A 25,255-nucleotide genomic window follows, 5' to 3' on the forward strand; every position below is an offset into this window, starting at 1 on the left:
CCTTCGACCGAGGCGGTAACTGTACCGTCCAGACGGTTTAGCTAAAGGAGAGTGCGCCATGGCGGGGCGCAAGCAGTGGTGGGCGTTGGCGGTACTGGTGCTTCCGGTGCTGCTGATCAGCGTGGACATGACGGTGCTCGGGTTCGCGCTGCCGTTCCTGTCCGAGGATCTGGCGCCCACCGGTGCGGAGCAGTTGTGGATCGTCGACATCTACTCGTTCATGCTGGCGGGCCTGCTGGTCCTGATGGGCACGCTCGGCGACCGCATCGGCCGTCGCAAGCTGCTGCTCATGGGTGCCGCGGCGTTCGGCGCCGCGTCGGTGCTCGCGGCCTTCTCGACCAGCGCGTTCATGCTGATCATCGCCAGGGCGCTGCTCGGCGTCGGTGGCGCGACGCTGATGCCGTCGACGCTGTCGCTGATCCGCAGTATCTTCGTCGACCCCAAGCAGCGCCGGATCGCGATCGCGGTGTGGAGCGCCGGGTTCTCCGGCGGGATGGCGCTCGGGCCGGTGCTCGGCGGCTGGCTGCTGGAGCACTTCTGGTGGGGCTCGGTGTTCCTCATCAACGTCCCGGTGATGCTGGTGCTGCTGGTCGTCGGACCGTTCGTGCTGCCGGAGGCGCGTGACCCGAAGCCGGGCCGCTTCGATCCGCTGTCCGCGCTGCTGTCGCTGGCCGCGATGCTGCCGGTGGTCTACGGCATCAAGCTGGTCGCCGAACACGGCTTCACGCTGAAGGCCGCGGTCAGCGTCCTGATCGGGCTCGGGCTCGGCGTCGTGTTCGTCCGCAGGCAGAACCGCCTCGACGAGCCGATGCTCGACCTGAAGCTGTTCTCGAACCGGGCCTTCAGCGGCTCCGTCGTGACGAACATGCTCGGCGTGTTCGCCATGGTCGGCCTGCTGTTCCTGGTGCCGCAGTACCTGCAGCTGGTGCTCGGGCTGAGCCCGGTCGTCGCCGCGCTGTGGATGCTGCCTGCCACGGTCGCCGGTGTCGCGGGCGCGCTCCTCGCGGCTTGGCTCGCGAAGCGGATCCGGGTTTCCCTGCTGGTCAGCGGCGGTCTCCTGGTCGCGGCGGTCGGCTTCCTCGCCTTGACCCAGGTGTCGTCCGGCGGCGGGCTCGCGTACGTCGTGGTGGCGTTCACGCTGCTCGGGGGCGGTGTCGCCCTGTCGGAAACGCTGACGAACGACCTGGTCATCTCGGCCGCTCCGGCCGAACGGGCCGGCGCCGCTTCGGCGATCTCCGAGACCGGGTTCGAGCTGGGTGGCGCGCTCGGCACGGCCATCCTCGGCAGTGTCGCGACCGCGGTCTACCGGTCCGGTCTGCCGGAGGGGACGGCCGAGTCCGCCAGGGACACGCTCGGTGGCGCGGTCGCGACCGCGCAGCAGCTCGACCCCGCCGCGGGACGGGCGCTCCTGGAATCGGCCCGCGAGGCCTTCACTCAGGGGATGCACGTCACCGCATGGGCGGGCGTGGCCGTGCTCGTCTATACAGGTGTTCAAGCCTTCGTTCTGCTAGATCGGAAAAAAAATTCCGCAGTGCGGAGCTAATCCGGCCTACGATGAAGGTATGAACAACCACGCCCTGGTCACCCGTCTCCGCGAGCAGCTCGGCGACGCCGCGGTGCTCACCGACACCGACGTCACGGACGCCTACTCGCGCGACATGATGCCGCTGGCCGCCAGTGGCAAGCCGCTCGCGGTGGTCCTGCCGTCCGACGTGGAAGGTGTGCAGGCCGTGGTCAAGGCCTGCGCGGAATTCGAGGTGCCGATCGTGCCCCGCGGCGCCGGCAGTGGTCTGTCCGGCGCCGCGAACGCGATCGACGGCTGTGTCGTGCTGGTGCTGACGAAGCTCGACAAGATCGTCGAGATCGACGAAGGCAACCGTCTCGCCGTCGTGCAGCCCGGCGTGGTGAACCTCGACTTCCGCAACGCGGTGGAGAAGCACGGCCTGTTCTATCCGCCGGACCCGTCGAGCTACGACTGGTGCACCATCGGCGGGAACCTGTCCACCAACGCCGGCGGGCTGTGCTGCGTGAAGTACGGCGTCACCACGGATTCCGTGCTGGGACTGGAAGTCGTGCTCGCCGACGGTTCCGTGCTGAAGACCGGGCGCCGCACGGTGAAGGGCGTCGCGGGCTACGACCTCGCGCGGCTCTTCGTTGGCAGTGAGGGCACGCTCGGCGTGATCACGCAGGCGACTGTCGCGCTGAAACCGTTGCCGCAACTGCCCGCCACGCTCGTCGCGGCCTTCAACAGCACGGAGGCCGCGGGCGAGGCCGTCGCACGGGTCGTGCGTGAAGGCCTGGTGCCGTCGCTGATGGAGATCATGGACGCGACGTCGATCAAGGCCGCCGAGGCCTACCTCAAGACCGACCTCGGCACGAGCTCGGACTGCAAAGCCTTGCTGCTCGCGCAATCCGACTCCGGCGGCGAGGTCGCCCGCCGGGAACTCGCCGCGCTGGAACAGATCTGCGTCGACTGCGGCGCGGATCTGGCCTATGCCACCGAGGATCTCGAAGAGGGCAAGATGCTGCTGCAGGCGCGGCGGGTCGTGCTCACCGCGCTGGAGATGTACGGCGTCTGGCTGACCGACGACGTCTGCGTGCCGCGCACGCGCATCGCCGAGCTGATCGCCGGCTGCGAGCGGATCAGCGAAGAGGTGGGGCTGCGGATCGCCGTCGTCGGCCACGCCGGTGACGGCAACATGCACCCGACGATCGTCTACGCGCCCGATTCCGAGGAGGAGTTCGCCCGCGCACGAGTCGCCTTCGACGCGATTCTCGACGTGGCGCTGTCGCTGGGCGGGACGGTCACCGGCGAGCACGGTATCGGCCGGATCAAACGCGAGTGGCTGGAGAAGGAGATCGGCGAGGTCGGCATCCGCGTGCACCGGCAGATCAAGCAGGCGCTGGACCCGGGGAACCTCTTCAACCCGGGTTCGATGTTCTCCCTCTGAAACCCTCGTGAGTGGTAAGGACGGTTAGAACCGTCCTTACCACTCACGAGGCGGGAAGCGGGTCAGTCGCGGACGCGCGGGATCTGCTGCGTCGCGTCCATGTCCGCGGCCGGGGCGGAAGCGGCTTCGTGCTTCTTCTCGCGGCGCGCCTTCAGGTACTCGATCACGATCGGCACCACCGAAACCAGCACGATCAGGATGAAGATCGCGTCCACGTTGTCGCGGATGAACGCGACCCCGCCGAGCAGGTGGCCGAGCGCGGTGATCCCGGCGGCCCACAGGATGCCGCCGATGACGGTGTAGACGAAGTACTTCTTCGGGTCCATCTTGCCGATGCCGGCGATCCAGGTGATGAACGTCCGCACGAACGGCACGAACCGCGCCAGCACGACCGCCTTCGGCCCGTGCTTCTCCAGGAAGGCGTGGGTCTGGTCCACGTACTTCTGGTTGAAGAACTTCGAATCCGGCTTGCGGAACAGCCACGGGCCGATCTTCCAGCCGAGGCCGTAACCGACCGCGTTGCCGATCAGCGCGGCGACCGTGACCAGCACGCACACCAGCCACAGCGGCGCGTCGATCGAACCGTTCGCGATGAACAGGCCCGCGGTGAACAGGAGTGAGTCACCGGGCAGCACCGGGAAGATGCTGCTCTCGATGAAGATGATCAGGCAGAGCACGGTGATGACCGGAACGGTCAGCCCGCTCAGCAGGTGCTGCGGGTCCAGCCACTCCGGCAGGAGGCCCATCGTCGTCACGTTGTTCTGCGCCAGGATCACACCAAAACGGTACAGGGTGACGCAGAGTGCCTAGGCGCCGTCCGGTGAGTCTGTTCGCGGTCTTCGCGCCCAGGTGGTTCCTGACGGCACGGGCGGTCCAGCCGGGTACGACCCCGGTACGAGGCCGAACCGCCCGCACCGTCAGGAACAACCTGGATCACGAAGCCCATCGAACAGACTCACCGGACGGCGCCTGACTCGGCGGGAGACCGCGCTCAGATCAGCGTGAGCAGCCCGATCACCGAACCGGCGGCGAGCCCGAGCAGCACGGCCAGCAGCAACACCCAGTACGCGGGCAGCGGCGGACTGGCAGGCGGAGGCGGCGTCGGGCGCTCCGCCAGCCTGGCCGTTTCCGCGTCCTCCAGTGCGACGCGCTCTCGTTCGAGCGAGTCCGCCCCGGCCCCGGACAGCAGGCCGTACTGCAGCGGCAGTTCGTGTTCTCCTGCGGAACCGGGATTACTCTCGGTGTCCTTTTCGACCGGTTTGCCGGTGGTCGTCTCGGAGAGCCGCTCCGCCGAAGGGGCGAAGACGGCCTGAGCGCGCAGGGCGTCGGCCAGGAGTTTTTCCGGGTCCTTCGGCTCGCTCATCCGGACTCCTTTCGCCGCTACCCGTCGCTGACCGATACACCGCCTTCGATGGCGCTGCTCAATGTAGCCGCAACGTCGTCTTTGACCCACTCGCCCTGACGAAGCACCTTGACCGGCCGCAGGTCGCGGTCGAGCACGACGACGTCGGCCGCGAGCCCGGCCCGCAGCGAGCCGGTCCGGTCGGCGATGCCGAGCAGTTCGGCGGGGCGCCCGGAGGTCGCGCGGACTGCGTCGAGCAGGTCGATACCCGCGCCGCGCACGAGGTTGCGGAAGGCCGCGTCCATGGTCAGCGTGCTGCCCGCGAGCGAACCGTTCCCGGCAAGGGTGGCGACGCCGTCGCGGACGTCGACCTCGAGGCGGCCGAGGATGTAGCTGCCGTCGGCGGCGTCGGTGGCCGACATGGCGTCGGTGATGAGCACCGTCCGGCCCTTGCCCGCGTGGTGCGCGGCAAGCCGCAGCACGGTCGGGTGCACGTGGACGAGGTCGCAGATCAGCTCGACGGTGATGCGCTCGTCGTCGAGGAGGGCGCCGATCGGGCCCGGCTCGCGGTGGTGGAGCGGCCGCATGGCGTTGAAGAGGTGGGTCGCGACCGAGGCGCCCGCGTCGATCGCGGGGATGATCTGGTCCTCGACGCCGTCGGTGTGCCCGATGGCGGCGATGACCCCCGATTCGGCCAGTTGCCGGACGGCCTTGATCCCGCCGTGCAGTTCGGGGGCGAGGGTGACCATCCGGATGTCGCCGCGGCCCGCGCCGAGCAGCGCGTTGACCGTCGCCGTGTCCGGCTCGATCAGCGTCGCCGGGTCGTGCGCGCCGCACCGCGCTTTCGAGATGAAGGGTCCTTCAAGGTGAATTCCGGCAAGTTCACCCTCTTGGACCAGCTCACGCAGGGCCGCGATCTGGTCCCTGAGCACCGGGATGGGGTCCGAGACCAGACTGCCGAGCATGGTCGTGGTCCCGTGCCGCCGGTGCGCGCGGACCGCGCGGAGCAGCTCCTCGGGGTTCGCGCTGGAGAACGATCCGCCCCCGCCGCCATGGCAGTGGGTGTCGACGAACCCGGGCACGACCAGGTGCCCGTCGACGTCGACGCGATCGATGTCCGGGGGTGTCCCGGAACCGACTTGGACGATCTTGCCGGCGGCGATAGCCAGCCAGCCGTCGTCGAGTACACGGTCCGGGGCGACGACCCGGCCGCCCACGATCACGAAATCTCCGGCGCCTCTCACGCCCCCCAGCATATATTGGTCTGGACCAAGCATGGCGGCACAACCCAGCGGTCGAGATGAAGGCCGGGCATCAGTTCGGTGACTGCATCGCTTTCTGCAGTGCTTCGAGCGCCCGGCTGGCGGTTGACTTAACGGTACCTTTCGAAATCCCGGCGGCCTCCGAGATTTCGGCCTCACTCAGCCCACCGTAGTAACGGAGGACGAGAACCTCGCGCTGGCGAGGGGGCAGTTTGGACAAAGCGCTCACAACGGCCTGATGTTCACTCGACAGCATGGCGAGGCTTTCCGCCGAACGCGCGTTGACGGCGTGCGGCGCGACATACTCGCGCGCGGTCTTGCGGCGGCGCAGCACGCTGCGTGAGCCGTTGACCACGGCGGTGCGCAGGTATCCGACGGCCGCGGCGGCGTCGCGCAGGCGCCCCCAGTTGCGGTGCAGCCCGGTGAAGGCCTCCTGGACGACGTCCTCGGCGGTCGCCGGTTCGTCCACGAGCAGGATGGCCAGCCGCACGAGCCGCATCCGGTGCTGGCGATAGAGATCCTCAAGGGTCAGCGGTGCCGCAGGCGGCGGTGGCGTGACCGGTCCGTCCATGGTGCGCAGATGGCCGAGGGTCGCCTCGACACTGCGTTCCGCATTGCCCTCGAGCATGTACCCCTACCTGTTCATTTACCCCTTTGAAGCACAACCTGTGCGTGGCGCTCGATCAGCGTATCGGGTGGGGCGACGGTCCTGCCTGATCGGATCCTGAGAAGCTGGGGGGCGTCTGTCGGAACGACCTTGGAGATGTCGATGGCCTGGTTCCTGGTGGAGATCACGTACGTGCAGGAGAAGCTGGCGGACGTGCGTCCCCGGCACCGGAAGTTCCTCTCCGACCTCGCCGACCAGGGCGTCGTCGCGCTCGGCGGCCCGCTGGGCGACGGCTCCGGCGGCATCTCGATGTACCAGGCGGCCGACGAGGCGGCGCTGCTCGACATCATCGACCAGGACCCGTACCACCTCGAAGGTGTCGTGGCGAAGCGGACGGTGCGCGAGTTCAAGCCGGTGATCGGCGCCTGGATCCCGAAGGAAGCCTGACGGGTCAGAGGTCGAGGGTGACCGGCTCGCGTTCGACACAGACCCGGACGCGGTCGCCGGTCACCGTCGGCAGTTCGCACGTCCCGCAGAACCCCTGGCGGCACGAATACGCGATGCCTGGCACGGTCTCGCGCAGGACGTCGAGCGTCGTCCGGTCGGCGGGCACGTCCAGTGTCACGCCGCTGCGCGCGAGTTCGACGCGGAACGGCTTGCCGCCGACGATCGGTGGCGTCGAGAACCGTTCGAAGAACACCGGCCCCGAACCGCGCAGCGCCGCGTCCGTCCGGACGCCCACGATCATCGGAACCGGGCCGCAGCAGTAGATCGGCGCGCCCTCCGGTGCCCCTTCGAGCAATTCCGCGCCTGAGGCGGGGATCCCGTAGTCCGTGTCCGGCCGGATCCAGACTCGATCGCCGAATTCGGACAATTCTTCCAGGAACGGCATCGAAGCCTCGTCTCGACCGGTGTAGACCAGTCGCCAGTCCGCGCCGGAAGCGGCAGCCTGCCGCACCATCGGCAGGATCGGCGTGATCCCGATACCGCCCGCTATGAACAGATACGCCGGGCTCGCGACGAACGGGAACGCGTTGCGCGGGCCGCGCCCGGTGATCCGCGCGCCCTTCTTCAACGCGTGCATCGCCGTCGATCCCTCACCGAGCAACCGGACTCCGACGCGGTAGGCCGAGCGGTCGTCCGGATCGCCGCACAGGGAGTACTGCCGGACCAGGCCCGGCCGCGGCGAGAGATCGATGTGCGCGCCGGGCCGCCACCGCGGCAGCGGCTCGCCGCGTTCGTGCACCAGCCGAAGGACGGCGACGCCGTCCGCCTGGGCGCGGAGGTCGTCGACGACCAGCGGGAGGTCACGGTCGACGGCGACCACAGGCGGACGGCGACGGCCGCTCACCCCGCTGAGCCTGCGGTACAGCGCGACGACACCGGTCAGCGAAGCCATCGCGCGGTCGGTGCGCCCGCTGCCGTCGAGCCGCAGTGGCCTCGGCGGTGGTTTCATCGGGGTTCGTCGGCGGCCAACGCGGCCGGCGAACTCGCGAGATACGCGACGGCCTGATCGGTGTTGCCGGTTTCGGCGGGGTGGTAGGACTTCCGGAAATACGGCCGGATCTCGCGCCGCAATTGCCTGCCCGACGGCAGCAAACCGAGCTTCGCGACGCGCAGATAGGTCCGGAAACTCGTCTTGCCCGGCCGGGTCGGGTCGTTCTTCATGAGGAACCTGGTGCCCCGCAAGAAGACCCACGCGAGTACCGGCGTCACCACGAGCATGCTGCGCACGCGGCGCGTGTAGCGGCCGTCGAGGTGCATGAACAGATCGAAGGCGACCGAGCGATGCTCGACCTCTTCGGCGCCGTGCCAGCGCAAGAGATCCAGCATCGTCGGATCGGCGCCCGCCTTGTCGAGCGCTTCGGCGTCGAGGATCCACTGGCCGAGGAACGCCGTGTAGTGCTCGATGGCCGCGATGATGGCGAGTCGTTCGATCAGCCATTCTTCGCGCCGTTTGGCGGAAAGGTCGCGGTCGCCGAGCAGACGGCGGAACATCCACTCCATCTGCGCGATGTACGGGCGGACGTCGACGCCCGCGGCTTCGAGGTGTTCGGCGGCGCCGTCGTGCGCCTCGGCGTGCATGGCCTCCTGGCCGATGAAGCCGAGGACGTCCTCCTTGAGCCGCTCGTCGCGGATCAGCGGCACGGCCTGCTTGAACACCTCGACGAACCAGCGTTCGCCCTCCGGCAACGCGAGATGCAGCACGTTGATCGTGTGCGTCGCCTGCGGTTCGCCGGGGATCCAGTGCATCGGCAACGACGTCCAGTCGAACTCGACGTCACGCGCGTGCAGGACGATCTGCTCGTGGTCGGTCACGACGACCTCCCGCTGAGTTCGTAGTCGCTCGCGTCGACCTTGCGGGTTTCGAGCCAATAGCGCCAGGTGAAGCCGGGCCAGATCGTGCGGTTGACGCCCTTCGCGTCGAGATACCAGCTCTTGCAACCGCCCTGGGTCCACACGCCCTTGACGAGCTTGTCCTGGATCTCGCGCTGGAACTTCTCCTGCACACCCGGGCGGACGTCGAGCGCGGCGGCGCCCCGCGAATCGGCGAGCTTGATCGCGTCGACGACGTAGCGGGCCTGCGATTCGATCATGAAGACCACGGAGTTGTGGCCCAGCGCGGTGTTCGGCCCGAGGAGGAAGAACAGGTTGGGGAAACCGGCGACGCTGATGCCCTTGTGCGTGTGCATCCCCTCGGTCGCCCATTCCTTGGCGAGGTCGCGGCCGTCGATCCCGGTGATGTCCAGGTACTCCAAGGCATCCGTGACCTTGAAACCGGTGCCGTAGATGATCGCGTCGACCTCGTGCTCGACGCCGTTCCCGTCGACGACGCCGTGCGCCTTGACCTCGCGCACGCCGGCGGTGTTGACGTCCACATTGGACCGATTGATCGCCGGGTAGTAGTCGTTGGAGATCAGCACCCGCTTGCAGCCCATGGTGTAGTCCGGGGTGACCTTCTTGCGCAGCTTCGGATCCTTGATGGCCTTGGCGATATGGCGTTTCGCGATCACCTCGCCGGCCTTCATGATCGCGGGATGCCCGTTGAAGCCGACGGCGCGCACTTCGAGGAACCAGTACAGCGCGTTGCGGTAAAGCCGTTGCACACCGGGGATCCGGCGGAACGCGGTCTTGGCCCAGCCGGGCATCGCGTGGTCGGGCTTCGGCATGATCCACGGCGGCGTGCGCTGGAACAGCGTGAGCTCGTCGACCTCGGGGGCGATCTGAGGCACGAACTGGATCGCGCTCGCGCCGGTGCCGACCACGGCGACCTTCTTGCCGCGCAGGTCGTACTCGTGGTTCCACTGCGCGGAATGCCAGGTCTGGCCCTTGAACTTCTCGATTCCGGGCAGCTCGGGCACCTGCGGGATGTGCAGGCCGCCGACACCGGAGACCAGGAACTGGGCTTCGAACTCACCCGATTTGGTATGCACGTGCCAGCGGCGCTCGGTGTCGTCCCAGGTCGCGCCGGTGAGCTCGACGCCGAACCGGATCTTGCGCCGCAGCCGGTACTTGTCGGTGACGTCCTTGAGGTACTGGAAGATCTCGGGGGCGGGCGAGAACGACCGCGACCAGTCCGGGTTCTGCTCGTACGAGAACGAGTACATGTGGGACTGCACGTCGCAGGCGCAGCCGGGGTACGAGTTGTCGCGCCACGTACCGCCGACTTCGTCCGCCTTCTCCAGGATCACGTAATCGGTGATCCCGGCCTTTTCGAGCTGGATGGCCTGGCCGAGCCCGGAGAATCCGGTGCCCACGATCACGACCTTGAATCGCTCGGTCATCTGCGCCCTCCACGTCGAGGCTTTCCTGCGCAGATGACGTTACCTCAAGTAACAGTTACTTGCTAGTACTACCTACCCGTCAGTACGTGCCGCCGAGCTTCGTGTGGTCCCAGCTCACGATCTTGGTCGGCCGGAAGATCAGCCCGATCCGCTTCGGGGCCTGCTTGCCGATGAACCCGGAGAGCTCGTCGGGCACCGGGTCCCCGGGCTTCGCGCCCGCGTACCGCTGCATGAGGTTGATCCCCATCTGGGTGACCGCGGCCGTATCGGTGACGACCTCGACATCGGCTTCGAGAGAGACCCCGCGCAGCTTCTCGTAGCTGTCGCCGTCCTCGATGAGCACGGTGGCGCGGGGGTCTCGCTCCAGGTTCTTCGCCTTCTGGGAGGTGCCGTAGGTCCAGGTCGCGACGCCGGACTCGTGCGGGTAGTACCAGAGGGGCGCCAGATGCGGACGGCCGTTCGGGCCGATCGTCGCGACGTTGATGACCTTCTGCTCGTCGAGGTAGGCGGCGAGTTCGTCAGGTGACATGCGGATCTGGTCGCGACGGGACATGCGTCAGCCCTTTCGTGTGGCGGCCCGGCCTGCCTGGCCGGTCACTGAAGATTCGTACGCCCCGCGCTCCTTGATGTCCATGAGCGCGGCGGCGTCGGCCTTCTTGATCCGGCCCTTCGCGCCGATCTCGATGATCGGCGGCAGGAAGGCGCGGATCAGCTTCAGGCCGCCGACCCAGCGGGGCACGTGCACGGTGCGGGCGCGTTTGTTGACCCCGGCCTGGAGGTGGTCGAGCGCGACCGACAGCGGGTACGTCTTGCCGAGCAGGCCGGGCATGCCGGCGCGGAGCTTGCCGAAGACCGGGTGCTGGTCGGCGCTCTCGACGAGGTCGGTGCGGATCCAGGTGGGGTGCGCGACGCCGACCTTCACGCCGAGGTGGGCGACTTCGGCGCGGAAGCTGTTGCAGAACGCCTCGACGCCCGCCTTCGCGGCGGCGTAGTTCGCCATGCCGGGCGCGTGGGTGATCGCGGCCAGTGAGGAGATGGCCAGCAGGTAGCCCTTGCGGTCGATGACATGCGGAAGGGTGACGCGGAAGGTGCGCCAGACGCCGAGGAGGTCGACCTCGATGACCTTCTCGAAGGCGGCCGGATCCACCGACCGGACGAAACCGGAGGTCGCGATGCCGGCGTTCGCGATGACGATGTCGATCCCGCCGAAATGCTCGACGACGCCCGCGGTGGCGCGTTCGAGGTCGTCCCAGCTGGTGACGTCGGCTTCCCAGGCGTGCGCGCTGGGGCCGATCTTGTCGGCGACCGCCTGCTGTTCCTTGGCTTCGATGCCGACCAGGGCGACCTTCGCGCCCTGCGCGGCCAGGCGCTCGGCGAGTCCCGCGCCGATGCCCCTCGCGGCGCCGGTGATCAGGACGACCTTGCCGTTCACGCTGTTCTTGGCCACGTTGCCTCCTCGTCCGAGCCCTAAGGCTTTCGGACGGTACCTCAACCTACCCGGAGTAAGCTACCCGCAAGTAGGTGGGCTGAAAGGGGCCTTCACCGCATGCGACGCGGTGAAGGGCCCTTTCGGTGCATGAGACGCGGGGAAAGTCTCCTTCAGCTCCCGGCGGCGCTGAGGGCGTCGATTTCGTCGGAGGTCAGGGCGAGGTCGGCGGCGGGCAGGAGGTCGTTCAGCTGCTCGACCGAACGGGCGCTCGCGATGGGCGCGGTGACGGTCGGCTGAGCGAACAGCCACGCGAGTGAAACGGCGGCGACCGGAACGCCGCGGGAGGCCGCGACCTCGTCGAGCGCCGCGAGCACTCGCTCGCCCCGTTCGTCCAAATAGGACGATGCGCGGGCGGCGCGCGGGCTGTCCCCGAGGTCGTCCTTCGAACGGTACTTCCCGGCGAGGAAACCCTTGGCCAGCGAGAAATACGGCAGGACGGCCAGCCCTTCCCGCTCGACCGTCGGCGCCAGTTCCCGCTCGTAGTCCCGCTCGACGAGGTTGTAGTGCGGTTGCAGCGCGACGAACTTCGCCAATCCTTCACGGTCCGAAATGGACAGTGCTTCGCCCAGCCGTTCGGCGGAGTAGTTCGACGCCGCGACGTAGCGCACCTTGCCCGCGCGTACGAGCGCGTCGAAGGCGCGCAGTGTCTCCTCGATCGGGGTGTCCGGATCGTCGATATGCGCGTAGTAGAGGTCGATGTGATCGGTCCGCAGCCGTCGCAGCGAGTCTTCGGCCGCCGCCGCGATGTTCGCCGCCGACAGGCCCTTGCGTTGCTCCCACATGCCGGTCTTGGTCGCGATGACGACGTCGTCACGGCGGCCGCGCTTCGCCAGCCACTCGCCGATGATCGTCTCGGAGCCACCCTGGGAGTACAGGTCGGCGGTGTCGATGAAGTTGCCGCCCGCCGCCGTGTAGGCGTCGAGGACGGCGAAGGACTGGTCCTGGTCCGCGGTCCAGCCGAAGACGTTGCCGCCGAGATTGATCCCCCGGACGTCGAGGTCGGTGTTCCCGAGTTTCGCCATGGTTCGAACATAAGGGAAGACATCGCCCGCCCGGGGCGTTGCCTCGGAACATGGGAATCGAACTCGGCAGGATCGGCATCTGGCAGCACGAATCCGTCTTCACCCCGGAGATCGCCCGTGAGCTGGAGCAGCTCGGCTACGGCGCGATCTGGCTCGGTGGCTCACCGGACGGCGACCTCGTGAAGGCGGAGGAGCTGCTCGACGCGACGAAGACGATCAAGGTCGCCACCGGCATCGTCAACATCTGGAAGGACGACGCGGCCACGGTCGCCGAGTCGTACAAGCGCATCGAAGCGAAGCACCCTGGCCGCTTCCTGCTCGGGATCGGTGCCGGGCACCGCGAGCACACCGCCGAATTCAAGAAGCCGTACGCGGCGCTGGTCGAGTACCTCGACGCCCTCGACGCCGCCGGGGTGCCCGTCGAAGGCCGCGTTCTCGCCGCTCTCGGCCCGAAGGTGATCAAACTCGCAGGAGACCGCACAGCGGGAGCCCACCCGTACCTGATGACGCCCGAACACACCCGTCAGGCACGCGAGATCCTCGGCGACGGACCGCTGCTCGCGCCCGAGCAGAAGGTCGTCCTCGAAGCCGATCCGGCGAAGGCCCGCGAGATCGGGCGGCCGAGCGTCAAGTTCTACCTCGGCCTCGTCAACTACACGAACTCCCTGCGGAAACTCGGTTTCACCGACGAAGACCTGGCAGGCGAGGGCAGCGACAAGCTGATCGACGCGCTGGCGGTCCACGGCGACGCCGAAACCGTCGCCCGCGGCGTCACCGCGCATATCGAAGCCGGGGCGGACCACGTCAACATCCAGGTACTGAACCAAGACCCCCTGCCGGTCTACCGGGCGCTCGCCGCGATCCTCCTCTGACGCGACGGCTGTAGGCACCTCCCGGCCGACCTCGTACGATGCGGCCGAGAGGTGCACCAGCCTGCTTCGAGGAGGAGTAAACGATGCCCATCGCCACCCCCGAGGTCTACGCGGAGATGCTCGACCGGGCGAAGGCGAACGAATTCGCCTACCCGGCCATCAACGTGACCTCGTCGGAGACCCTGAACGCCGCCATCCGCGGGTTCGCCGAGGCGGAGAGCGACGGGATCATCCAGTTCTCCACCGGCGGCGCGGAGTTCGCGTCCGGCCAGAAGGTCAAGGACATGGTGACCGGTTCGGTCGCGCTCGCCGAGTTCGCCCAGGTCGTCGCCGCCAAGTACGACGTGAACGTCGCGCTGCACACCGACCACTGCCCGAAGGACAAGCTCGACGGCTTCGTCCGCCCGCTGATCGAGATCTCGGCCGAGCGGGTCAAGAACGGCCAGCACCCGCTGTTCCAGAGCCACATGTGGGACGGCTCCGCGATCGACCTCGACGAGAACCTCGAGATCGCGCAGGAGCTGCTCGCCAAGGCCGCGGCCGCGAACATCATCCTCGAGGTCGAGATCGGCGTCGTCGGCGGCGAGGAAGACGGCGTCGAAGCCGAGATCAACGAGAAGCTGTACACCGCCGAGGGCGACTTCCTGAAGACGATCGACGCGCTCGGCTCCGGCGAGAACGGCCGCTACCTGCTGGCCGCGACCTTCGGCAACGTGCACGGCGTGTACAAGCCCGGCAACGTGAAGCTGCGCCCGGACGTGCTCAAGGGCGGCCAGGAGGCGGCGGCGAAGAAGCTCGGCCTCCCGGCGGGTTCGAAGCCGTTCGAGCTGGTCTTCCACGGTGGTTCCGGCTCGCTGCCGGAGGAGATCCGCGAGGCGGTGTCGTACGGCGTCGTGAAGATGAACGTCGACACCGACACGCAGTACGCCTTCACCCGGCCCATCGCGGACCACTTCTTCAAGAACTACGACGGCGTCCTGAAGATCGACGGCGAGGTCGGCAACAAGAAGGTCTACGACCCGCGTAGCTACCTGAAGGCCGCCGAGGCCGGCATGGCCGCGCGCATCGTCGAGGCCGCTCAGTCGCTGGGCTCCGCCGGCAAGAAGCTCTGACCAGTAGTCCTCTAGATGTGTACTCGGAGTCTCGGGCCGGGTGCGTGCGCGGCGCTTCGAGCCGGGTGGTGAAGGGAGCTTTCGCCGCATGACATGCGGCGAAAGTCCCCTTCGGCCCGTCCGCCGGAACGCAAAGCCCAAGCGCTGCGTCACGCTCGACCAAGTTCAGCGTTCTGCCGGTCGAGGTTCCGTGAAACGTCGGCCCGGCTCTCCGGCCAGCCGACTACGTGAAGGCCCCCTTCACTGCGCTAGACGCAGTGAAGGGGGCCTTCACGTAGTTACAGCCTTAGGCGGCCGGGAGTGTCGTCTTCTCGCGGCGCTTCTCCAGCCACGAGTTCACCGCTCGCGTCCCCGGCCCGGCGGCCGCCCACAGCACGCCGACCCCGGCCAGGCAGACCGCGGCCGTCCAGTACGCCACCGGCGGTGCCGACTCGGTCTGCGCGTCGCCGAGGATCCACGGCCGGAACTGCGACTGCACCCACAGCATCCCGTAGCCGAACGCGGTCACCAGCAGCGCGCCCGCGCCCGCGGTCAGCATCGGGTGCCCCCGGCCGATGCGGAACGCCAGGTCGACCGCGAGCCCGACGGCCAGCAGGTAGAACGGCACGACCGACACCGGGAAGCCCATCCCGAGCAGCAGCGGCCACATCACCAGCCGGTACGCGAGGTACCCGGCGGCGACCGTCGTGCCCGCCCAGCGGAAGCCGGTGGTGTGCCGCGCCAGCGCGAAGATCAGCGCCATCACGCCGATACCCCACAGCGGGTACACCCAGTCGTCGATCGGCATCGTGAAGTACTCGACGGCCACCCGGTCGACCGGATGCCCGATCTGGTTGGCGGCGAAGTTCAGCAGCTCGGGCTCGGCCTCGGGCGTGCCGCGCTCCCAGGCGCGCAGGCCGAGGATGCCGTACTCCTGCTGACCGTTCGGGAAGAACGTGTTCTCCAGGAAGAACGCCCACAGTCCGATCAGGACACCGGTGCGCAGGCGGCCGGGTTTGGCGTACTTGAGCCAGCCCATGATCACGCCGGCCTGCATGATGCCCGTTCCGATGTAGAGCATCATGTGCGACGGGCTCCACGCGGTCAGGTCGAGACCGTTGACGCGGTGGTTGATGACGTCCAGCGGCGCGGCGATGAGGAACACCACGAGCCCGATCTGCATCAGCCGCAGCGAACGCCGGTCGGCACCCATGCCGGTGTAGCTGTGGATCGCCACCAGCACCATGATGATCACCGTGCCGACGGTGTTGATCAGGTGCGGCGGGGCGAGGTCGTCGCGCAGCCACATGAAATGCCACGACATGTCCCAGGACGAGCCCACCAGTTTGAAGGCGAACGCGGCCAGCCACATCGAGTAGCAGAAGTTCAGCACCCAGTCCGGCGTCGCCTGTCCCGGCGCGCCGCGGTGCCAATGGAGCTTGAAGAACAGCCTCGTCTTCGCGATCGGGCTGCGGGGGATGACACCCGGCGAAAGGTCCCCGGTCACTTCTGTCGCCTTTGTCATGCGGGCCATCTTCCCTGCTCCAGATCACGGGATGGGCATTTGGGGTCGAAAATCGGGGTTCACCCGTAGGGGTGGTGGATTTGCGATCGGCGTGCGAAGCAGGGCAAGGTGTGCCGCCATGATGCCGAAACGACTCGTCGCGGCGGTCCTCGTCGCCGCTCTGGTGCTGGCCGGTGGGGGCATTCTCGGGAGCCTGTTCTTCTAGTCACACGCGGTCGGCACAATGGCCCGTATGACGAACCTCCTCGGCCCCCAGCCGACGCATCTCCCCGAGCACACCGCCGCGCAGGCCGCGCTGGACGCAGGGACCGATCCGGCCGCCGTCGCCGCCGAGCACCCCGACTACAGCGAGGCGTGGGCCGCCCTCGCCGAGAAGGCGCTCGACGCGGGCGAGACCGTCGCCGCGTACGCGTACGCCCGCACCGGTTACCACCGCGGCCTCGACCAGCTTCGCCGCGCGGGCTGGAAGGGACACGGGCCGGTGCCGTGGTCGCACCGCCCGAACCAGGGTTTCCTGCGTTCCCTCGCCGTCCTCGGCAAGGCCGCCGGCAAGATCGGCGAGACCGAGGAGTACGACCGCTGCAAGACCTTCCTCGCCGACTCGGACCCCGCCGCCGCGGAAGCCACCGGCCTCAAGTGACCTCGTGAGTGGTGAGGACGGTTAGAACCGTCCTCACCACTCACGAGACTCGACCGGCGATGTCACGTGACCGACCGGACGACACGCGTGATCCGGCGGACGACACGCGTGATCCGGCGGACGACACGCGTGGCTGGAGGAACGACACGACCGCGGCCGGGTTCCGCCGGGAGCCGTCTGTCTGATCACGTGTGTCGTCCATCCAGACACGCGCGTCGTCCGGTCAGTCACGCGAGCCCGCCGCTCGTGCAGGTACCTAAGCCACCCTTGGCTCTAACCGTCCTTACCACTCACGAGCCCTAGAACAGGCCGCAGTTCCCCACGGCAGGCAGCCCCGCGAAGCGTCCCTCAAGCCAGGCGAAAGCCTCCGGGAACGCCCGGATCGCCCCGCCGACGTGCGTCGGAACCAGCGAAGTCGAGAACTGCACCTTCGCGCCCTTTGCGCACCACGAGCGCGCCATGGTCCGCCCCTGCGCGTAGGGGACGATGTCGTCGAGGGCACTGTGGACGACCAGCGTCGGCGCGCCCGGCTTGCGCGCACCGATGAGCTGCTCACCGACTCGCGTCTTGTACGGCTCTTCGCCGAGGTACGCGGTCAGCGGCCTGCCGTCCTTGGTCAGGTCCTTCGACTGGGTGAACGCGTGCGCGAAGATCGCGTCTCCGGTGCACTCCTGCTTGACCTTCTCGAACGCTTCGGCGCCCTTCGCGTTCAGCAGCGACGGGATGTTCAGCTCCGGGTACGCCGCGTCCATGCTGACCAGCGTGAATCCGAGGAACCCGAAGGCGTAGTGCCCGTCGATGTTCTTGCCGACCTCGGCCAGATCGGCCGGGACAGCGCCCGCGTACGAGCCCTTCAGCTTGAGCTCGGGCGCGTACGACGGCTGGAGTTCGGCGGCCGACGCCGACGCGCCGCCGCCCTGCGAGTAGCCCGCGGTCGCGACCGGGCCGTTGTCCGGCAGGTTCGCTTCGGGCAGGCGCTGCGCCGCGCGGATCGAGTCGAGGACGGCGTTGCCCTCGGCGACGCGGTTGACGTACGTGTGGACGCCGGGAGTGCCGAGGCCTTCGTAGTCGGTGACGACGACGCCGTAGCCGCGAAGCAGCAGCCCGGCGATGAAGGGACCTTCGTACTCCATGCCCGCCGCGAGGGCTTTCGACGGCGCGCACTGGTCGCCGACGCCCTGCGTCCCGGCCGCGTAGCCGATGACCGGCCGTTCGCCCGCGCCGGTCCACGCCTTCTTCGGGGTGAGCACGGTGCCGGTCACGGCGTTGGCCCGGCCGTGGGTGTCGGTGCTGCGGTACATGATGCGCTGGACGTCCGCGTCGGCCTTGATGAGTTTCACGGGATCGACGTAGAAGGTGGACGGCTCGTGCCGGATGATGTCGCCGGGAGCACCCGCGGGCAGTGGCGACGGGGGATCGTAGAAGGACGGGGCGGCGCCGGCCTGTGGTGCCCCGAAGGTCAGCAGGGCCGCGATGGTGGCCGCTGAGACGGCGGCGGGCACACCGCGCCGGGATCCTGGACGCATGCTTGCTCCTCGTTGAGCACAAACATTTTCGACAGACGTGTCGAAAAAGAGAGTCAGTGAGGTGGCGCACAATGTCAAGCCCGTCGCCGCGAGGGAGACCCCGCAAACTCCCGATCGGCGAGCAACGCGCACGGGTGCTGGGTTCGGCGGCAGGCGTCTTCGCGGTGCACGGCGCGCAGGCCGCGACGATCGAGCAGATCGCCCGGCGCGCGGGCGTGTCCCGCCAGGCCGTCTACGAGCAGTTCGGCGATCGCACGACGTTGTTCGCTCAGGTCGTCGCGGATATCGAGGAACGCGCCTTCGAGGCGATCGGCGCGCCCGCCCTCGACCTCTCGCAGCCCGAGCTCCGGTCCTGGGCCCGCGCCAACTACGCCAACATGTTCGCCTTCGTCGCGGCGAATCCCGACGCGTTCCCCGTCTTGCGTGAAGCGGAGCGCATGGGCGACCCCGCCCTCACCCGGCTCCGGGAACGGCTGGCGGCCGTCTACACCGAGGCGAGCCGTCAGCGCTGGGCACGCCACGGCGTCGACTCCGGCCGCGCGGACAAGGCGCTGGTCACGCTGTTCTTCGCGATGACCGAGGCACTCGTCCAGGCGAGCTGGGACGGTGAGCCGCCCGACGCGGACGCGCTCATCGACCTGCTCACCGAATTCACCGTCGGCGGCGTCGTCCGGCTCCGGACCGCGGCCGCCGACGTGATGGAAAGACTGCGTTAGGCCGCGACGGCCTCCAAAGCGACTTCGGCGACCGCCGCCAGATCCGGTGACGAGACCACCCGGTTGCGGCCGTTGCGTTTCGCCGCGTAGACCGACGCGTCCGCCGAGGCCATGACCTCGTCGATCGTGCGGCCGTCGAGCGGGAACGTCGCGACGCCGACCGACGCCGTCCGCTGCTCGATGACCACGGCGTTGCCCTCGTTGTCCTGGGTTTTGATGACCATTTCGCTGATCCGCTGCCGGATCCGCTCGGCGACCGCGACGGACTCCTGCTTCGAAGACGCGGTCAGGAGCACGACGAACTCCTCACCGCCGAAGCGGCCGGCGAGGTCCTGCGCGCGGGTTTCGGCCTTGACCAGCGCCGCGACGCCCTTGAGCACGTCGTCGCCCGCCAGGTGGCCGTAGGTGTCGTTGATGCTCTTGAAGTGGTCGAGGTCGATCATCAGCGCGCCGAACTGGCCGTTCTCGCGCTCGGCGCGGGCGACCTCGCGGACGGCGCCCTGCTGCCAGGTCGTGGCGTTGAGCAGCTGGGTCTTCTGGTCGGTGGTGGCGAGCTCTTCCAGCTGCTTGATCAGCACCGAACGTTGCAGCAGGTACAGCGGCAGGAAGACGAGCAGCACCAGCACCGGCTGATGCGGCAGGACGGCGAGCACGAGCGCGCCGATGCAGACCGTCGAGGCTTCGAGGATGTTGTCGTCCCAAGAGCCGAGGAGCGTCTGGACGGTCGCCTTCTTGGGTGCCGCGAAGTACAGGCCGGTGCCGGTGAAGACGGCGTTCATCAGGAAGAAGGCGAGGCTCGCGGCGCAGATCGACGTCACCGACGCCGTGTCGGCGCCGACGAGCTGCACAGTCGCCCAGGCGGCGAACGCGGTCAGCGTCATCGATGTGGCGTTCGCCACAGTTCGGTGGGGGTTGACCGTGCGAAGGCCCGCCCAGCTGCGGTATCCGAGGTGAAGATAGATCACGGTTACGAGAAGCGCGGTCAATTGCGGCGGGAGCAGGATCGCGCCCGGCAGCACCCAGACCGAGGTCATGTTGATATGCGGGGTCACGCTCATACTGCGGCGCTGGCGCTCGATCCGGCGGGTCGCCTCGGTGTGCGCGATGGCGAGCCCGGCGAGCAGGAAACACAGCAGGACCTGCGAAGACGTGATGGCGATGGATGCGGCGAAGACCCCCGTCAGTGCCAGCATCGTCGCGACGGACAGCCCGGTGTAGGCGATCCAGTGCTTAGGCCTCTTCCACAGCTCCCACGCGCCTACCGTGAGAGCCGAACGATGTCCAGCGCGTTCCTCCGATGTGATCATCTTTCCCCCTGACTCTTGCGTCATTCTCCGAAACCCCCTACTTACGGACAGCTTCTACCGACTTGCGGGCTGTCGACAAGCTCCCTAGGTGTGTACTTTTCTCTGAGAGGTCGAGGGAAAGGTGCCAGCGATGGCCGGTAGGGATCAGTGAACTGGGGCGCGCGCCAGACGTCCGCGCGATCGGGCCGGCGCGTGGAACACCTCAATGTTCTGCGCGTGCGGCGTCTTTTTCCTGCCACCGTTCCGGGTCGCGGCTGAGGGTCCGGAACCAGCTCAACGCGAGCGGGACGGTCAGCACCAATCCCGCAAGCCCGAAGACGCCGACCGTCGACTGAGGGCCGACCTGGTCCGCCAGGATGCCGCCGATCAGGGGACTCACGCCCATCGTCGTGGTCAATCCGGTGTTCGACAGCCCCATCACCTGTGCCCGGCTCTCGTCCGGCACGGCCAGCGTCAGCGACGCGGTGGCCTGCATCAGCGCCACCGTGCCGAAGCCGCCGCAGAGCACGAACAACACGATCGACGCCCACGGCCCCGGCTGCAGGAAGCACAGCAGCAGCGGGATCGCCGTCAGCGCCGAAAGCGGCCCGATCAGTTTCGGTCTGACGTGCGACGGCACCCAGCGCGAGTAGATGAAGGCCCCGATCACACTGCCGATCGGGTCGGCGGCCAGCAGCAGGCCGATGATCTCGGGGCCGCCGCCCGACGACGCGACGTAGGGCGCCGCGATGCCCTCGTACACCGGCAGCAGGCCCATCAGCCAGGTGAACAGCAGCAATGAGCGCAGCCCGGAGCTGGCGAAGACGATCTTCCCGCCCGAGCCGATCGACGCGAAGAACGACTTGCGCTTCTCGCCGGACGCCGCGGCCGGACGCGACTTCAGCCCGAACCGGACGAACAGCGCCGAGATCACGAAGGTGACCGCGTCCAGCGCGAGGGCGATATGGGGTTCGAGCGCGGTCAGCAGGAGACCGCCGCCGGCGAATCCCGCCAGCTGCGCCGATTGGACGGTCATGCTGCGGATCGCCATACCGACGACGAACCGATCGCCCTCGAGGATCTGCGGCAGCAGGGCCAGCTGGGCCGCCTTGAACGGCGGGTTCAGCAGCGAGACGCCGCCGACGAGGACGCACAGGACCCAGAACGGCAGGACCGGCACCGCGACCAGCGCGATCAGCAGGGCCCGTAAGAGGTCGACGACCACCATCACGGTCCGCCGGGGGAACCGGTCCGCGAACCCGGTGAGGAAGATGCCGCCGAGCAGCGAAGGGGCGTAGGTCAGCGCGTAGGTGAGACCGGTCAGGGTCGCGGAGCGGGTTTCGGTGAAGACGAGGACGGACAGGGCGACCCTGGCGAGTTGATCACCGAAGATCGAAAACAGCTCGGCGAACCAGAGCGAACGGAACTCGGCTACACCGAACACCTCTCGGTAAGTGACCCGTCCGGCCGAAGCCATGTTGCCCCCAATAGGGTCCTTATTACGCGACAAACTCGTGACCGAGAGTAACGCGGTCACGAGCTCGTCACGAAGCGTCATTCGTTCACGTAAGTGTCTCCTGACTGTTGGTGATTGGCTAGGTTCTTTCGCCGGGTTTCTGGAGTTGGAGATCTTTTTCGTGGACGAACGGCCGTCCGCGAAGGTGTCCCGGTGACCGGTATCGCGGTCCCGGCCAGCACTTTTGGGTTGTTTCGGGCATTTCGCCGGGAAAAGCGGACCGGACGGCGTCACCCGGGGCGGGGATGCCGCACCGCGACGGCGGTCATCGCGCCGCCTCGGGTGCGGACGCGCTTCGACTCCGCTCCGCGACGGCCGGAACGTTCGAGGGCCGTCGGCGTCATGCGCCGAATGGATGACCGGTCCGCCATCCGGTGGAGTGAACGGCTCAGCCGTCGACGGCAAGTACCTCGCGCGCCGAAGCCGCCTTCGCCGCGTCGCGTTTGGCGACCTCTTCGCGCACGATCGGGATGACATGACGGCCGAAGTCGATCGTGTCGCCGAGCATGTCGTAGCCGCGGGCGGAGAGGATGTCGACGCCGAGGTCGTAGTAGTCGAGCAGGGCCTGTGCGACGGTTTCGGGCGTGCCGACCAGGGCGTTGGAGTTGCCCGCGCCGCCGGTCGCGGCCGCCGTCGGGGTCCACAGCGCCCGGTCGAACCGTTCACCCTCGGCGGCGATCGCGAGGAGCCGCTTCGAGCCGGTGTTCTCCGGGTTCGTGAGCGAATGCCGCCGGGTCAGCGGGCCTCCGCTCGTGCGGGCCTTGATCGCGTCGACCGTGCGATACGCCTTCTCCCAGGCGAGCTCCTCGGTCGGGGCGATGATCGGGCGGAAGGCGACCTGGATACGCGGGACGTCGGTCCGCCCGGCGGCCTTCGCCGCGGCCTTGACGGACTCGATCTGCTCGGCCGTTCGCGCGAGGGGCTCGCCCCAGAGACAGAAGATGTCCGCTTCGGCCCCGCCCGCCGCGTACGCCGCCGGAGACGAGCCGCCGAACGAGACGCCAGGGCGCGGCTGTTGCACAGGCCGGACGTCGAGGACGAAGTCGGCGAAGCGGTAGTGCTCGCCTTCGTGGTCGAAGGGCTCTTCGGACGTCCAAGCCCGCTTCACGATCTGGATGTACTCGCGCGTGCGTGAGTAGCGCGCGTCCTTGGTGAGGTAGTCGCCTTCGCGCTGCTGCTCGTGGTCGCTGCCGCCGGTGATGAAATGGACCGTGAGCTTCCCGTCCGAGAGCTGGTCCAGCGTGGCGAACGTCTTCGCCGCGAAGGTCGGGTACGAGACGTTCGGCCGGTGCGCCAGCAGGATCTGGAGCTTGTCGAGCTTCGCCGCGACGTAGGCGGCCGCCTGCGCCGGATCCGGTCCGCTGGAGCCGTACGCGAACAGCACCCGGTCCCAGCCGAAATCCTCGTGTGCCCGCGCGAGCCGCAGTGTGTAGTCCTTGTCGAAGACGCCGCCGGACCGCGGATGCGTCTCCGAACCGTCGTTGGTGCCTCCGATACCCAGGAATTCGACCGGCATCGTCCGTCCCTCTCGTCCGTGTCCCCCTGATCGACGAGTACGCGCCGGTTCCTCGCCGTGGCAACGGGTTCCGCTCCTTGAGAACCCGCACGCGGCCCGGAATCCCGGCGTAGCTTCGGCTTCGTGAGTACCGCAGACCTTCCCTACGTGCTCGCGGTGGTCGGCGCCGGTCCACGTGGGGTGGGCGTGCTCGAACGGCTCGGCGCCAACGCCGCCGAGCTCCTCGGCGGGCGGCGGCTGGTGGTGCATCTCGTCGATCCCTTTCCCGCCGGGGCGGGCCGGGTCTGGCGTTATGAGCAGTCGCCGTTGCTGCGGATGAACTCCATGCCCGAGGACGTCACCGTGTTCACCGACGACACCGTGGAGATCGACGGTCCGATCCGCCCGGGGCCTTCGCTGATCGAGTGGGCGCGGCTCGTTCGCGAGGGCGCGCTCGACGCGGAAGCCGACGAAAGCCTGCGCGCCGAACTCGAGGCGCTGCAAAGCGATCACTTCCCGACGCGACGGCTGCAGAGCGCGTATCTCACCTGGTTCCACCGCGAAGTCCGCGCCGGGCTCCCGTCCGGGATCGAGGTCGTCGAGCACCGGACCCGCGCGGTGCGGCTCGACGACGGCGATCCGCAGTCGCTCTGGCTGGAAGACCGAGCGGAACCTCTCGCCGTGGACGCGGTCCTGTTCACCGTCGGGCATCTCGACGCCGAACCGGACGAACGCGAAGCCGAACTCGCCGATTTCGCCGCCCGGCACGACCTCGCGTACTACCCGGCCGGCTACACCGCCGACGTCGACTACTCGGCGATCGGGCCGGGGGAAACCGTGCTGGTGCGCGGATTCGGCCTCGCGTTCGTCGATCTGATGCTGCTGCTGACCGAAGGCCGCGGCGGCCGGTTCGAAGAGCAGGCGTGCGGTGGGCTGAAATATCACCCGAGCGGTGCCGAACCCGTGTTGCACGTCGGTTCGCGCAGGGGGGTGCCGTATCACTCGAAGATCGGCTACCGGCTGCGCGGGAAACCCTTGCGGTTGCCCAAATTCTTCGACGCCTACGCGATCGGGAAGCTCTGCGAGGTGCCCGGCACGATCGACTTCCGCCGCGACGTCTGGCCGCTGATCTCGAAGGAGATCGCGTGGGCCTACTACAGCGAGCTGTTCACCGCCCATCCCGAGCGGGTGCGGATGGATTTCGCCGTCTTCGCCGACGCTTTCGCGGACTCCCCGCCCGGCGAGCTCGACGCGCTGGTGGCGCGGGCGGTTCCGGCGCCGGACGATCGGCTGGATCTCGGCAGGCTCGACCGGCCGATGGCGGGCAAGGAGTTCGGCACCGCCGAGGAGTACGGCAAGGAGCTGCGCGAGTACGTCGAAGCGGACCTGAGCCGCCGGGCGGACGCCGAGTACAGCGCGGATCTGGGTGCGTTCATGGCGCTGCTTTCCGTGATGGGGCAGCTTCCGGCGCTGCTGCAGACCGGACGGCTCGACGCGGCGTCACAACTGTCCGATTTGGATGGTTGGTTTCTCGGCTTCTTCTCCTACTTCGCCAGCGGGCCGCCGCCGCGACGGCTCGAAGAACTGCTCGCGCTCCAAGAAGCCGGCCTCGTTTCCTTCTTGGGCGCCGAAATGCGTGTGTCGGCGGACGAGGAGCGCCGGGCCTTCGTCGCCTCCGGTGCGAGCTTCCCCGGCGAGACCGAGGCGCGGACCCTTGTCGAGGCGCGACTGCCCGAGCCGAGCGTCACCAGGGCGTCCGATGCCCTTTTGCGACAGTTGCGGGACAGCGGCGCGCTCGGCGAGGAAGCCGTCATCGACCCGGTCACCGGCGAGAGGCTGCTCGCCGGCCGGATCCACACCCGCGTCTCCGACGGCCGGATGCTCGACGGCACGGGCCGCCCGCATCCGCGCCGGTTCGCGCTCGGGCCGCATACGTCGGCGCGTTCGGCCGGCGCGTTCACCCGGCCGCGGACCAACGCGCTCCCGTTCCGGCAGAACGACATCGTCGCGCGGGAGATCCTGAAACTGGCAAGAACGGCGTAACTCGCGTGCCTGGAGCCGTAACTCGTGTGCTTGGAGGCGTAACTCGTGTGTGCGCCGTCTGAGCACGCGAGTTACGTCTCCAAGCAC

At 68.3% G+C, this 25,255-nt stretch carries 23 protein-coding genes; 8 read left to right on the plus strand and 15 right to left on the minus strand.

Annotated elements, in window-relative coordinates:
* The first annotated feature begins 58 nt into the window (after positions 1-58).
* Both MJQ72_RS43160 and MJQ72_RS43165 read left to right on the plus strand, forming a co-directional pair.
* Complete coding sequence (locus tag MJQ72_RS43160) at positions 59-1,543, plus strand: MFS transporter (protein WP_240596580.1); 1,485 nt, start codon at positions 59-61, stop codon at positions 1,541-1,543.
* 19 nt (positions 1,544-1,562) lie between these two features.
* On the plus strand, positions 1,563-2,951 hold the full coding sequence (locus MJQ72_RS43165) for an FAD-binding oxidoreductase (RefSeq protein ID WP_240596582.1): 1,389 nt from the start codon (positions 1,563-1,565) through the stop codon (positions 2,949-2,951).
* 62 nt (positions 2,952-3,013) lie between these two features.
* Here MJQ72_RS43165 and MJQ72_RS43170 read toward each other — a convergent pair whose 3' ends face one another.
* From MJQ72_RS43170 to MJQ72_RS43185, 4 genes are all read right to left on the minus strand, one after another.
* Positions 3,014-3,727, minus strand: a complete 714-nt coding sequence (locus tag MJQ72_RS43170) for a DedA family protein (RefSeq protein ID WP_240596584.1) — start codon at positions 3,725-3,727, stop codon at positions 3,014-3,016.
* Positions 3,728-3,942: 215 nt separating this feature from the next.
* Positions 3,943-4,314, minus strand: a complete 372-nt coding sequence (locus MJQ72_RS43175) for a hypothetical protein (protein ID WP_240596586.1) — start codon at positions 4,312-4,314, stop codon at positions 3,943-3,945.
* Positions 4,315-4,331: 17 nt separating this feature from the next.
* Entirely contained in the window at positions 4,332-5,516 is a 1,185-nt protein-coding gene (gene nagA / locus MJQ72_RS43180) for an N-acetylglucosamine-6-phosphate deacetylase (protein ID WP_240601583.1), read from the minus strand.
* A gap of 91 nt (positions 5,517-5,607) precedes the next feature.
* Positions 5,608-6,183 (minus strand): SigE family RNA polymerase sigma factor, encoded by a 576-nt coding sequence (locus MJQ72_RS43185; protein ID WP_007032484.1) that lies wholly within the window; start codon positions 6,181-6,183, stop codon positions 5,608-5,610.
* Between the two features lie 141 nt (positions 6,184-6,324).
* Here MJQ72_RS43185 and MJQ72_RS43190 point away from each other — a divergent pair, with 141 nt between their 5' ends.
* Positions 6,325-6,609: a YciI family protein gene (locus tag MJQ72_RS43190; protein ID WP_240596588.1), complete on the plus strand. Its 285-nt coding sequence runs from the start codon at positions 6,325-6,327 to the stop codon at positions 6,607-6,609.
* A gap of 4 nt (positions 6,610-6,613) precedes the next feature.
* Here MJQ72_RS43190 and MJQ72_RS43195 read toward each other — a convergent pair whose 3' ends face one another.
* The 6 genes from MJQ72_RS43195 to MJQ72_RS43220 all read right to left on the minus strand — a co-directional run bounded on the left by MJQ72_RS43195 (position 6,614) and on the right by MJQ72_RS43220 (position 12,458).
* Positions 6,614-7,618, minus strand: coding sequence for an oxidoreductase (locus MJQ72_RS43195; RefSeq protein WP_240596590.1), 1,005 nt, complete (start codon positions 7,616-7,618; stop codon positions 6,614-6,616).
* Positions 7,615-8,481: a metal-dependent hydrolase gene (locus tag MJQ72_RS43200; protein ID WP_240596592.1), complete on the minus strand. Its 867-nt coding sequence runs from the start codon at positions 8,479-8,481 to the stop codon at positions 7,615-7,617. The genes MJQ72_RS43195 and MJQ72_RS43200 overlap by 4 nt, the downstream gene beginning before the upstream one ends.
* Positions 8,478-9,947 carry an NAD(P)/FAD-dependent oxidoreductase gene (locus MJQ72_RS43205; RefSeq protein WP_240596594.1) on the minus strand — a complete coding sequence of 490 codons (1,470 nt, stop codon included), beginning with the start codon at positions 9,945-9,947 and terminating at the stop codon, positions 8,478-8,480. Before MJQ72_RS43205 ends, MJQ72_RS43200 begins: the two co-directional genes overlap by 4 nt.
* A gap of 79 nt (positions 9,948-10,026) precedes the next feature.
* Complete coding sequence (locus MJQ72_RS43210; protein ID WP_240596596.1) at positions 10,027-10,500, minus strand: pyridoxamine 5'-phosphate oxidase family protein; 474 nt, start codon at positions 10,498-10,500, stop codon at positions 10,027-10,029.
* A 3-nt stretch (positions 10,501-10,503) separates the two neighbouring features.
* Positions 10,504-11,394 carry an SDR family oxidoreductase gene (locus MJQ72_RS43215; RefSeq protein WP_037334573.1) on the minus strand — a complete coding sequence of 297 codons (891 nt, stop codon included), beginning with the start codon at positions 11,392-11,394 and terminating at the stop codon, positions 10,504-10,506.
* Positions 11,395-11,546: 152 nt separating this feature from the next.
* On the minus strand, positions 11,547-12,458 hold the full coding sequence (locus MJQ72_RS43220; protein ID WP_240596598.1) for an aldo/keto reductase: 912 nt from the start codon (positions 12,456-12,458) through the stop codon (positions 11,547-11,549).
* A gap of 50 nt (positions 12,459-12,508) precedes the next feature.
* On the opposite strand from MJQ72_RS43220, the gene MJQ72_RS43225 reads away from it, so the two are divergent.
* Positions 12,509-13,330: an LLM class F420-dependent oxidoreductase gene (locus tag MJQ72_RS43225; RefSeq protein WP_240596600.1), complete on the plus strand. Its 822-nt coding sequence runs from the start codon at positions 12,509-12,511 to the stop codon at positions 13,328-13,330.
* An 83-nt stretch (positions 13,331-13,413) separates the two neighbouring features.
* Complete coding sequence (fbaA, locus tag MJQ72_RS43230) at positions 13,414-14,442, plus strand: class II fructose-bisphosphate aldolase (protein WP_240596602.1); 1,029 nt, start codon at positions 13,414-13,416, stop codon at positions 14,440-14,442.
* Between the two features lie 286 nt (positions 14,443-14,728).
* Here fbaA and MJQ72_RS43235 read toward each other — a convergent pair whose 3' ends face one another.
* Positions 14,729-15,946, minus strand: a complete 1,218-nt coding sequence (locus MJQ72_RS43235) for a hypothetical protein (protein ID WP_240596604.1) — start codon at positions 15,944-15,946, stop codon at positions 14,729-14,731.
* A gap of 232 nt (positions 15,947-16,178) precedes the next feature.
* Here MJQ72_RS43235 and MJQ72_RS43240 point away from each other — a divergent pair, with 232 nt between their 5' ends.
* The gene (locus MJQ72_RS43240; protein WP_240596606.1) at positions 16,179-16,586 is read left to right on the plus strand and encodes a DUF3151 domain-containing protein; all 408 of its coding nucleotides are present in this window, start codon (positions 16,179-16,181) and stop codon (positions 16,584-16,586) included.
* A 299-nt stretch (positions 16,587-16,885) separates the two neighbouring features.
* On the opposite strand, the gene MJQ72_RS43245 is transcribed toward MJQ72_RS43240, so the two are convergent.
* Positions 16,886-18,112: a lipase family protein gene (locus MJQ72_RS43245; RefSeq protein ID WP_240596608.1), complete on the minus strand. Its 1,227-nt coding sequence runs from the start codon at positions 18,110-18,112 to the stop codon at positions 16,886-16,888.
* Positions 18,113-18,246: 134 nt separating this feature from the next.
* On the opposite strand from MJQ72_RS43245, the gene MJQ72_RS43250 reads away from it, so the two are divergent.
* Complete coding sequence (locus MJQ72_RS43250) at positions 18,247-18,828, plus strand: TetR/AcrR family transcriptional regulator (protein WP_016338092.1); 582 nt, start codon at positions 18,247-18,249, stop codon at positions 18,826-18,828.
* Here MJQ72_RS43250 and MJQ72_RS43255 read toward each other — a convergent pair.
* The 3 genes from MJQ72_RS43255 to MJQ72_RS43265 all read right to left on the minus strand — a co-directional run bounded on the left by MJQ72_RS43255 (position 18,825) and on the right by MJQ72_RS43265 (position 23,146).
* The gene (locus MJQ72_RS43255; protein ID WP_240596612.1) at positions 18,825-20,135 is read right to left on the minus strand and encodes a GGDEF domain-containing protein; all 1,311 of its coding nucleotides are present in this window, start codon (positions 20,133-20,135) and stop codon (positions 18,825-18,827) included. The two genes, MJQ72_RS43250 and MJQ72_RS43255, sit on opposite strands and share 4 nt — an antisense overlap.
* 202 nt (positions 20,136-20,337) lie before the next feature.
* On the minus strand, positions 20,338-21,591 hold the full coding sequence (locus tag MJQ72_RS43260; protein ID WP_240596614.1) for an MFS transporter: 1,254 nt from the start codon (positions 21,589-21,591) through the stop codon (positions 20,338-20,340).
* A 427-nt stretch (positions 21,592-22,018) separates the two neighbouring features.
* Entirely contained in the window at positions 22,019-23,146 is a 1,128-nt protein-coding gene (locus tag MJQ72_RS43265; RefSeq protein WP_240596616.1) for an LLM class flavin-dependent oxidoreductase, read from the minus strand.
* A gap of 123 nt (positions 23,147-23,269) precedes the next feature.
* Between MJQ72_RS43265 and MJQ72_RS43270 the strand changes: the two genes are divergently transcribed.
* The gene (locus MJQ72_RS43270) at positions 23,270-25,168 is read left to right on the plus strand and encodes an FAD/NAD(P)-binding domain-containing protein (protein ID WP_240596618.1); all 1,899 of its coding nucleotides are present in this window, start codon (positions 23,270-23,272) and stop codon (positions 25,166-25,168) included.
* The last annotated feature ends 87 nt before the right edge of the window (positions 25,169-25,255 follow it).

Origin of the sequence: Amycolatopsis sp. EV170708-02-1, assembly GCF_022479115.1 — a bacterium.
Classification (GTDB): domain Bacteria; phylum Actinomycetota; class Actinomycetes; order Mycobacteriales; family Pseudonocardiaceae; genus Amycolatopsis.

What these genes read in the sequence shown, in the direction of transcription:
- MJQ72_RS43160 (WP_240596580.1), top strand. Translation starts at nt 59, where the DNA reads ATGGCGGGGCGCAAGCAGTGGTGGGCGTTGGCGGTACTGGTGCTTCCG.
- MJQ72_RS43165 (WP_240596582.1), top strand. Translation starts at nt 1,563, where the DNA reads ATGAACAACCACGCCCTGGTCACCCGTCTCCGCGAGCAGCTCGGCGAC.
- MJQ72_RS43175 (WP_240596586.1), bottom strand. Translation starts at nt 4,314, where the DNA reads ATGAGCGAGCCGAAGGACCCGGAAAAACTCCTGGCCGACGCCCTGCGC.
- MJQ72_RS43185 (WP_007032484.1), bottom strand. Translation starts at nt 6,183, where the DNA reads ATGCTCGAGGGCAATGCGGAACGCAGTGTCGAGGCGACCCTCGGCCAT.
- MJQ72_RS43190 (WP_240596588.1), top strand. Translation starts at nt 6,325, where the DNA reads ATGGCCTGGTTCCTGGTGGAGATCACGTACGTGCAGGAGAAGCTGGCG.
- MJQ72_RS43195 (WP_240596590.1), bottom strand. Translation starts at nt 7,618, where the DNA reads ATGAAACCACCGCCGAGGCCACTGCGGCTCGACGGCAGCGGGCGCACC.
- MJQ72_RS43205 (WP_240596594.1), bottom strand. Translation starts at nt 9,947, where the DNA reads ATGACCGAGCGATTCAAGGTCGTGATCGTGGGCACCGGATTCTCCGGG.
- MJQ72_RS43210 (WP_240596596.1), bottom strand. Translation starts at nt 10,500, where the DNA reads ATGTCCCGTCGCGACCAGATCCGCATGTCACCTGACGAACTCGCCGCC.
- MJQ72_RS43220 (WP_240596598.1), bottom strand. Translation starts at nt 12,458, where the DNA reads ATGGCGAAACTCGGGAACACCGACCTCGACGTCCGGGGGATCAATCTC.
- MJQ72_RS43225 (WP_240596600.1), top strand. Translation starts at nt 12,509, where the DNA reads ATGGGAATCGAACTCGGCAGGATCGGCATCTGGCAGCACGAATCCGTC.
- fbaA (WP_240596602.1), top strand. Translation starts at nt 13,414, where the DNA reads ATGCCCATCGCCACCCCCGAGGTCTACGCGGAGATGCTCGACCGGGCG.
- MJQ72_RS43235 (WP_240596604.1), bottom strand. Translation starts at nt 15,946, where the DNA reads ATGACAAAGGCGACAGAAGTGACCGGGGACCTTTCGCCGGGTGTCATC.
- MJQ72_RS43240 (WP_240596606.1), top strand. Translation starts at nt 16,179, where the DNA reads ATGACGAACCTCCTCGGCCCCCAGCCGACGCATCTCCCCGAGCACACC.
- MJQ72_RS43245 (WP_240596608.1), bottom strand. Translation starts at nt 18,112, where the DNA reads ATGCGTCCAGGATCCCGGCGCGGTGTGCCCGCCGCCGTCTCAGCGGCC.
- MJQ72_RS43255 (WP_240596612.1), bottom strand. Translation starts at nt 20,135, where the DNA reads ATGATCACATCGGAGGAACGCGCTGGACATCGTTCGGCTCTCACGGTA.
- MJQ72_RS43260 (WP_240596614.1), bottom strand. Translation starts at nt 21,591, where the DNA reads ATGGCTTCGGCCGGACGGGTCACTTACCGAGAGGTGTTCGGTGTAGCC.
- MJQ72_RS43265 (WP_240596616.1), bottom strand. Translation starts at nt 23,146, where the DNA reads ATGCCGGTCGAATTCCTGGGTATCGGAGGCACCAACGACGGTTCGGAG.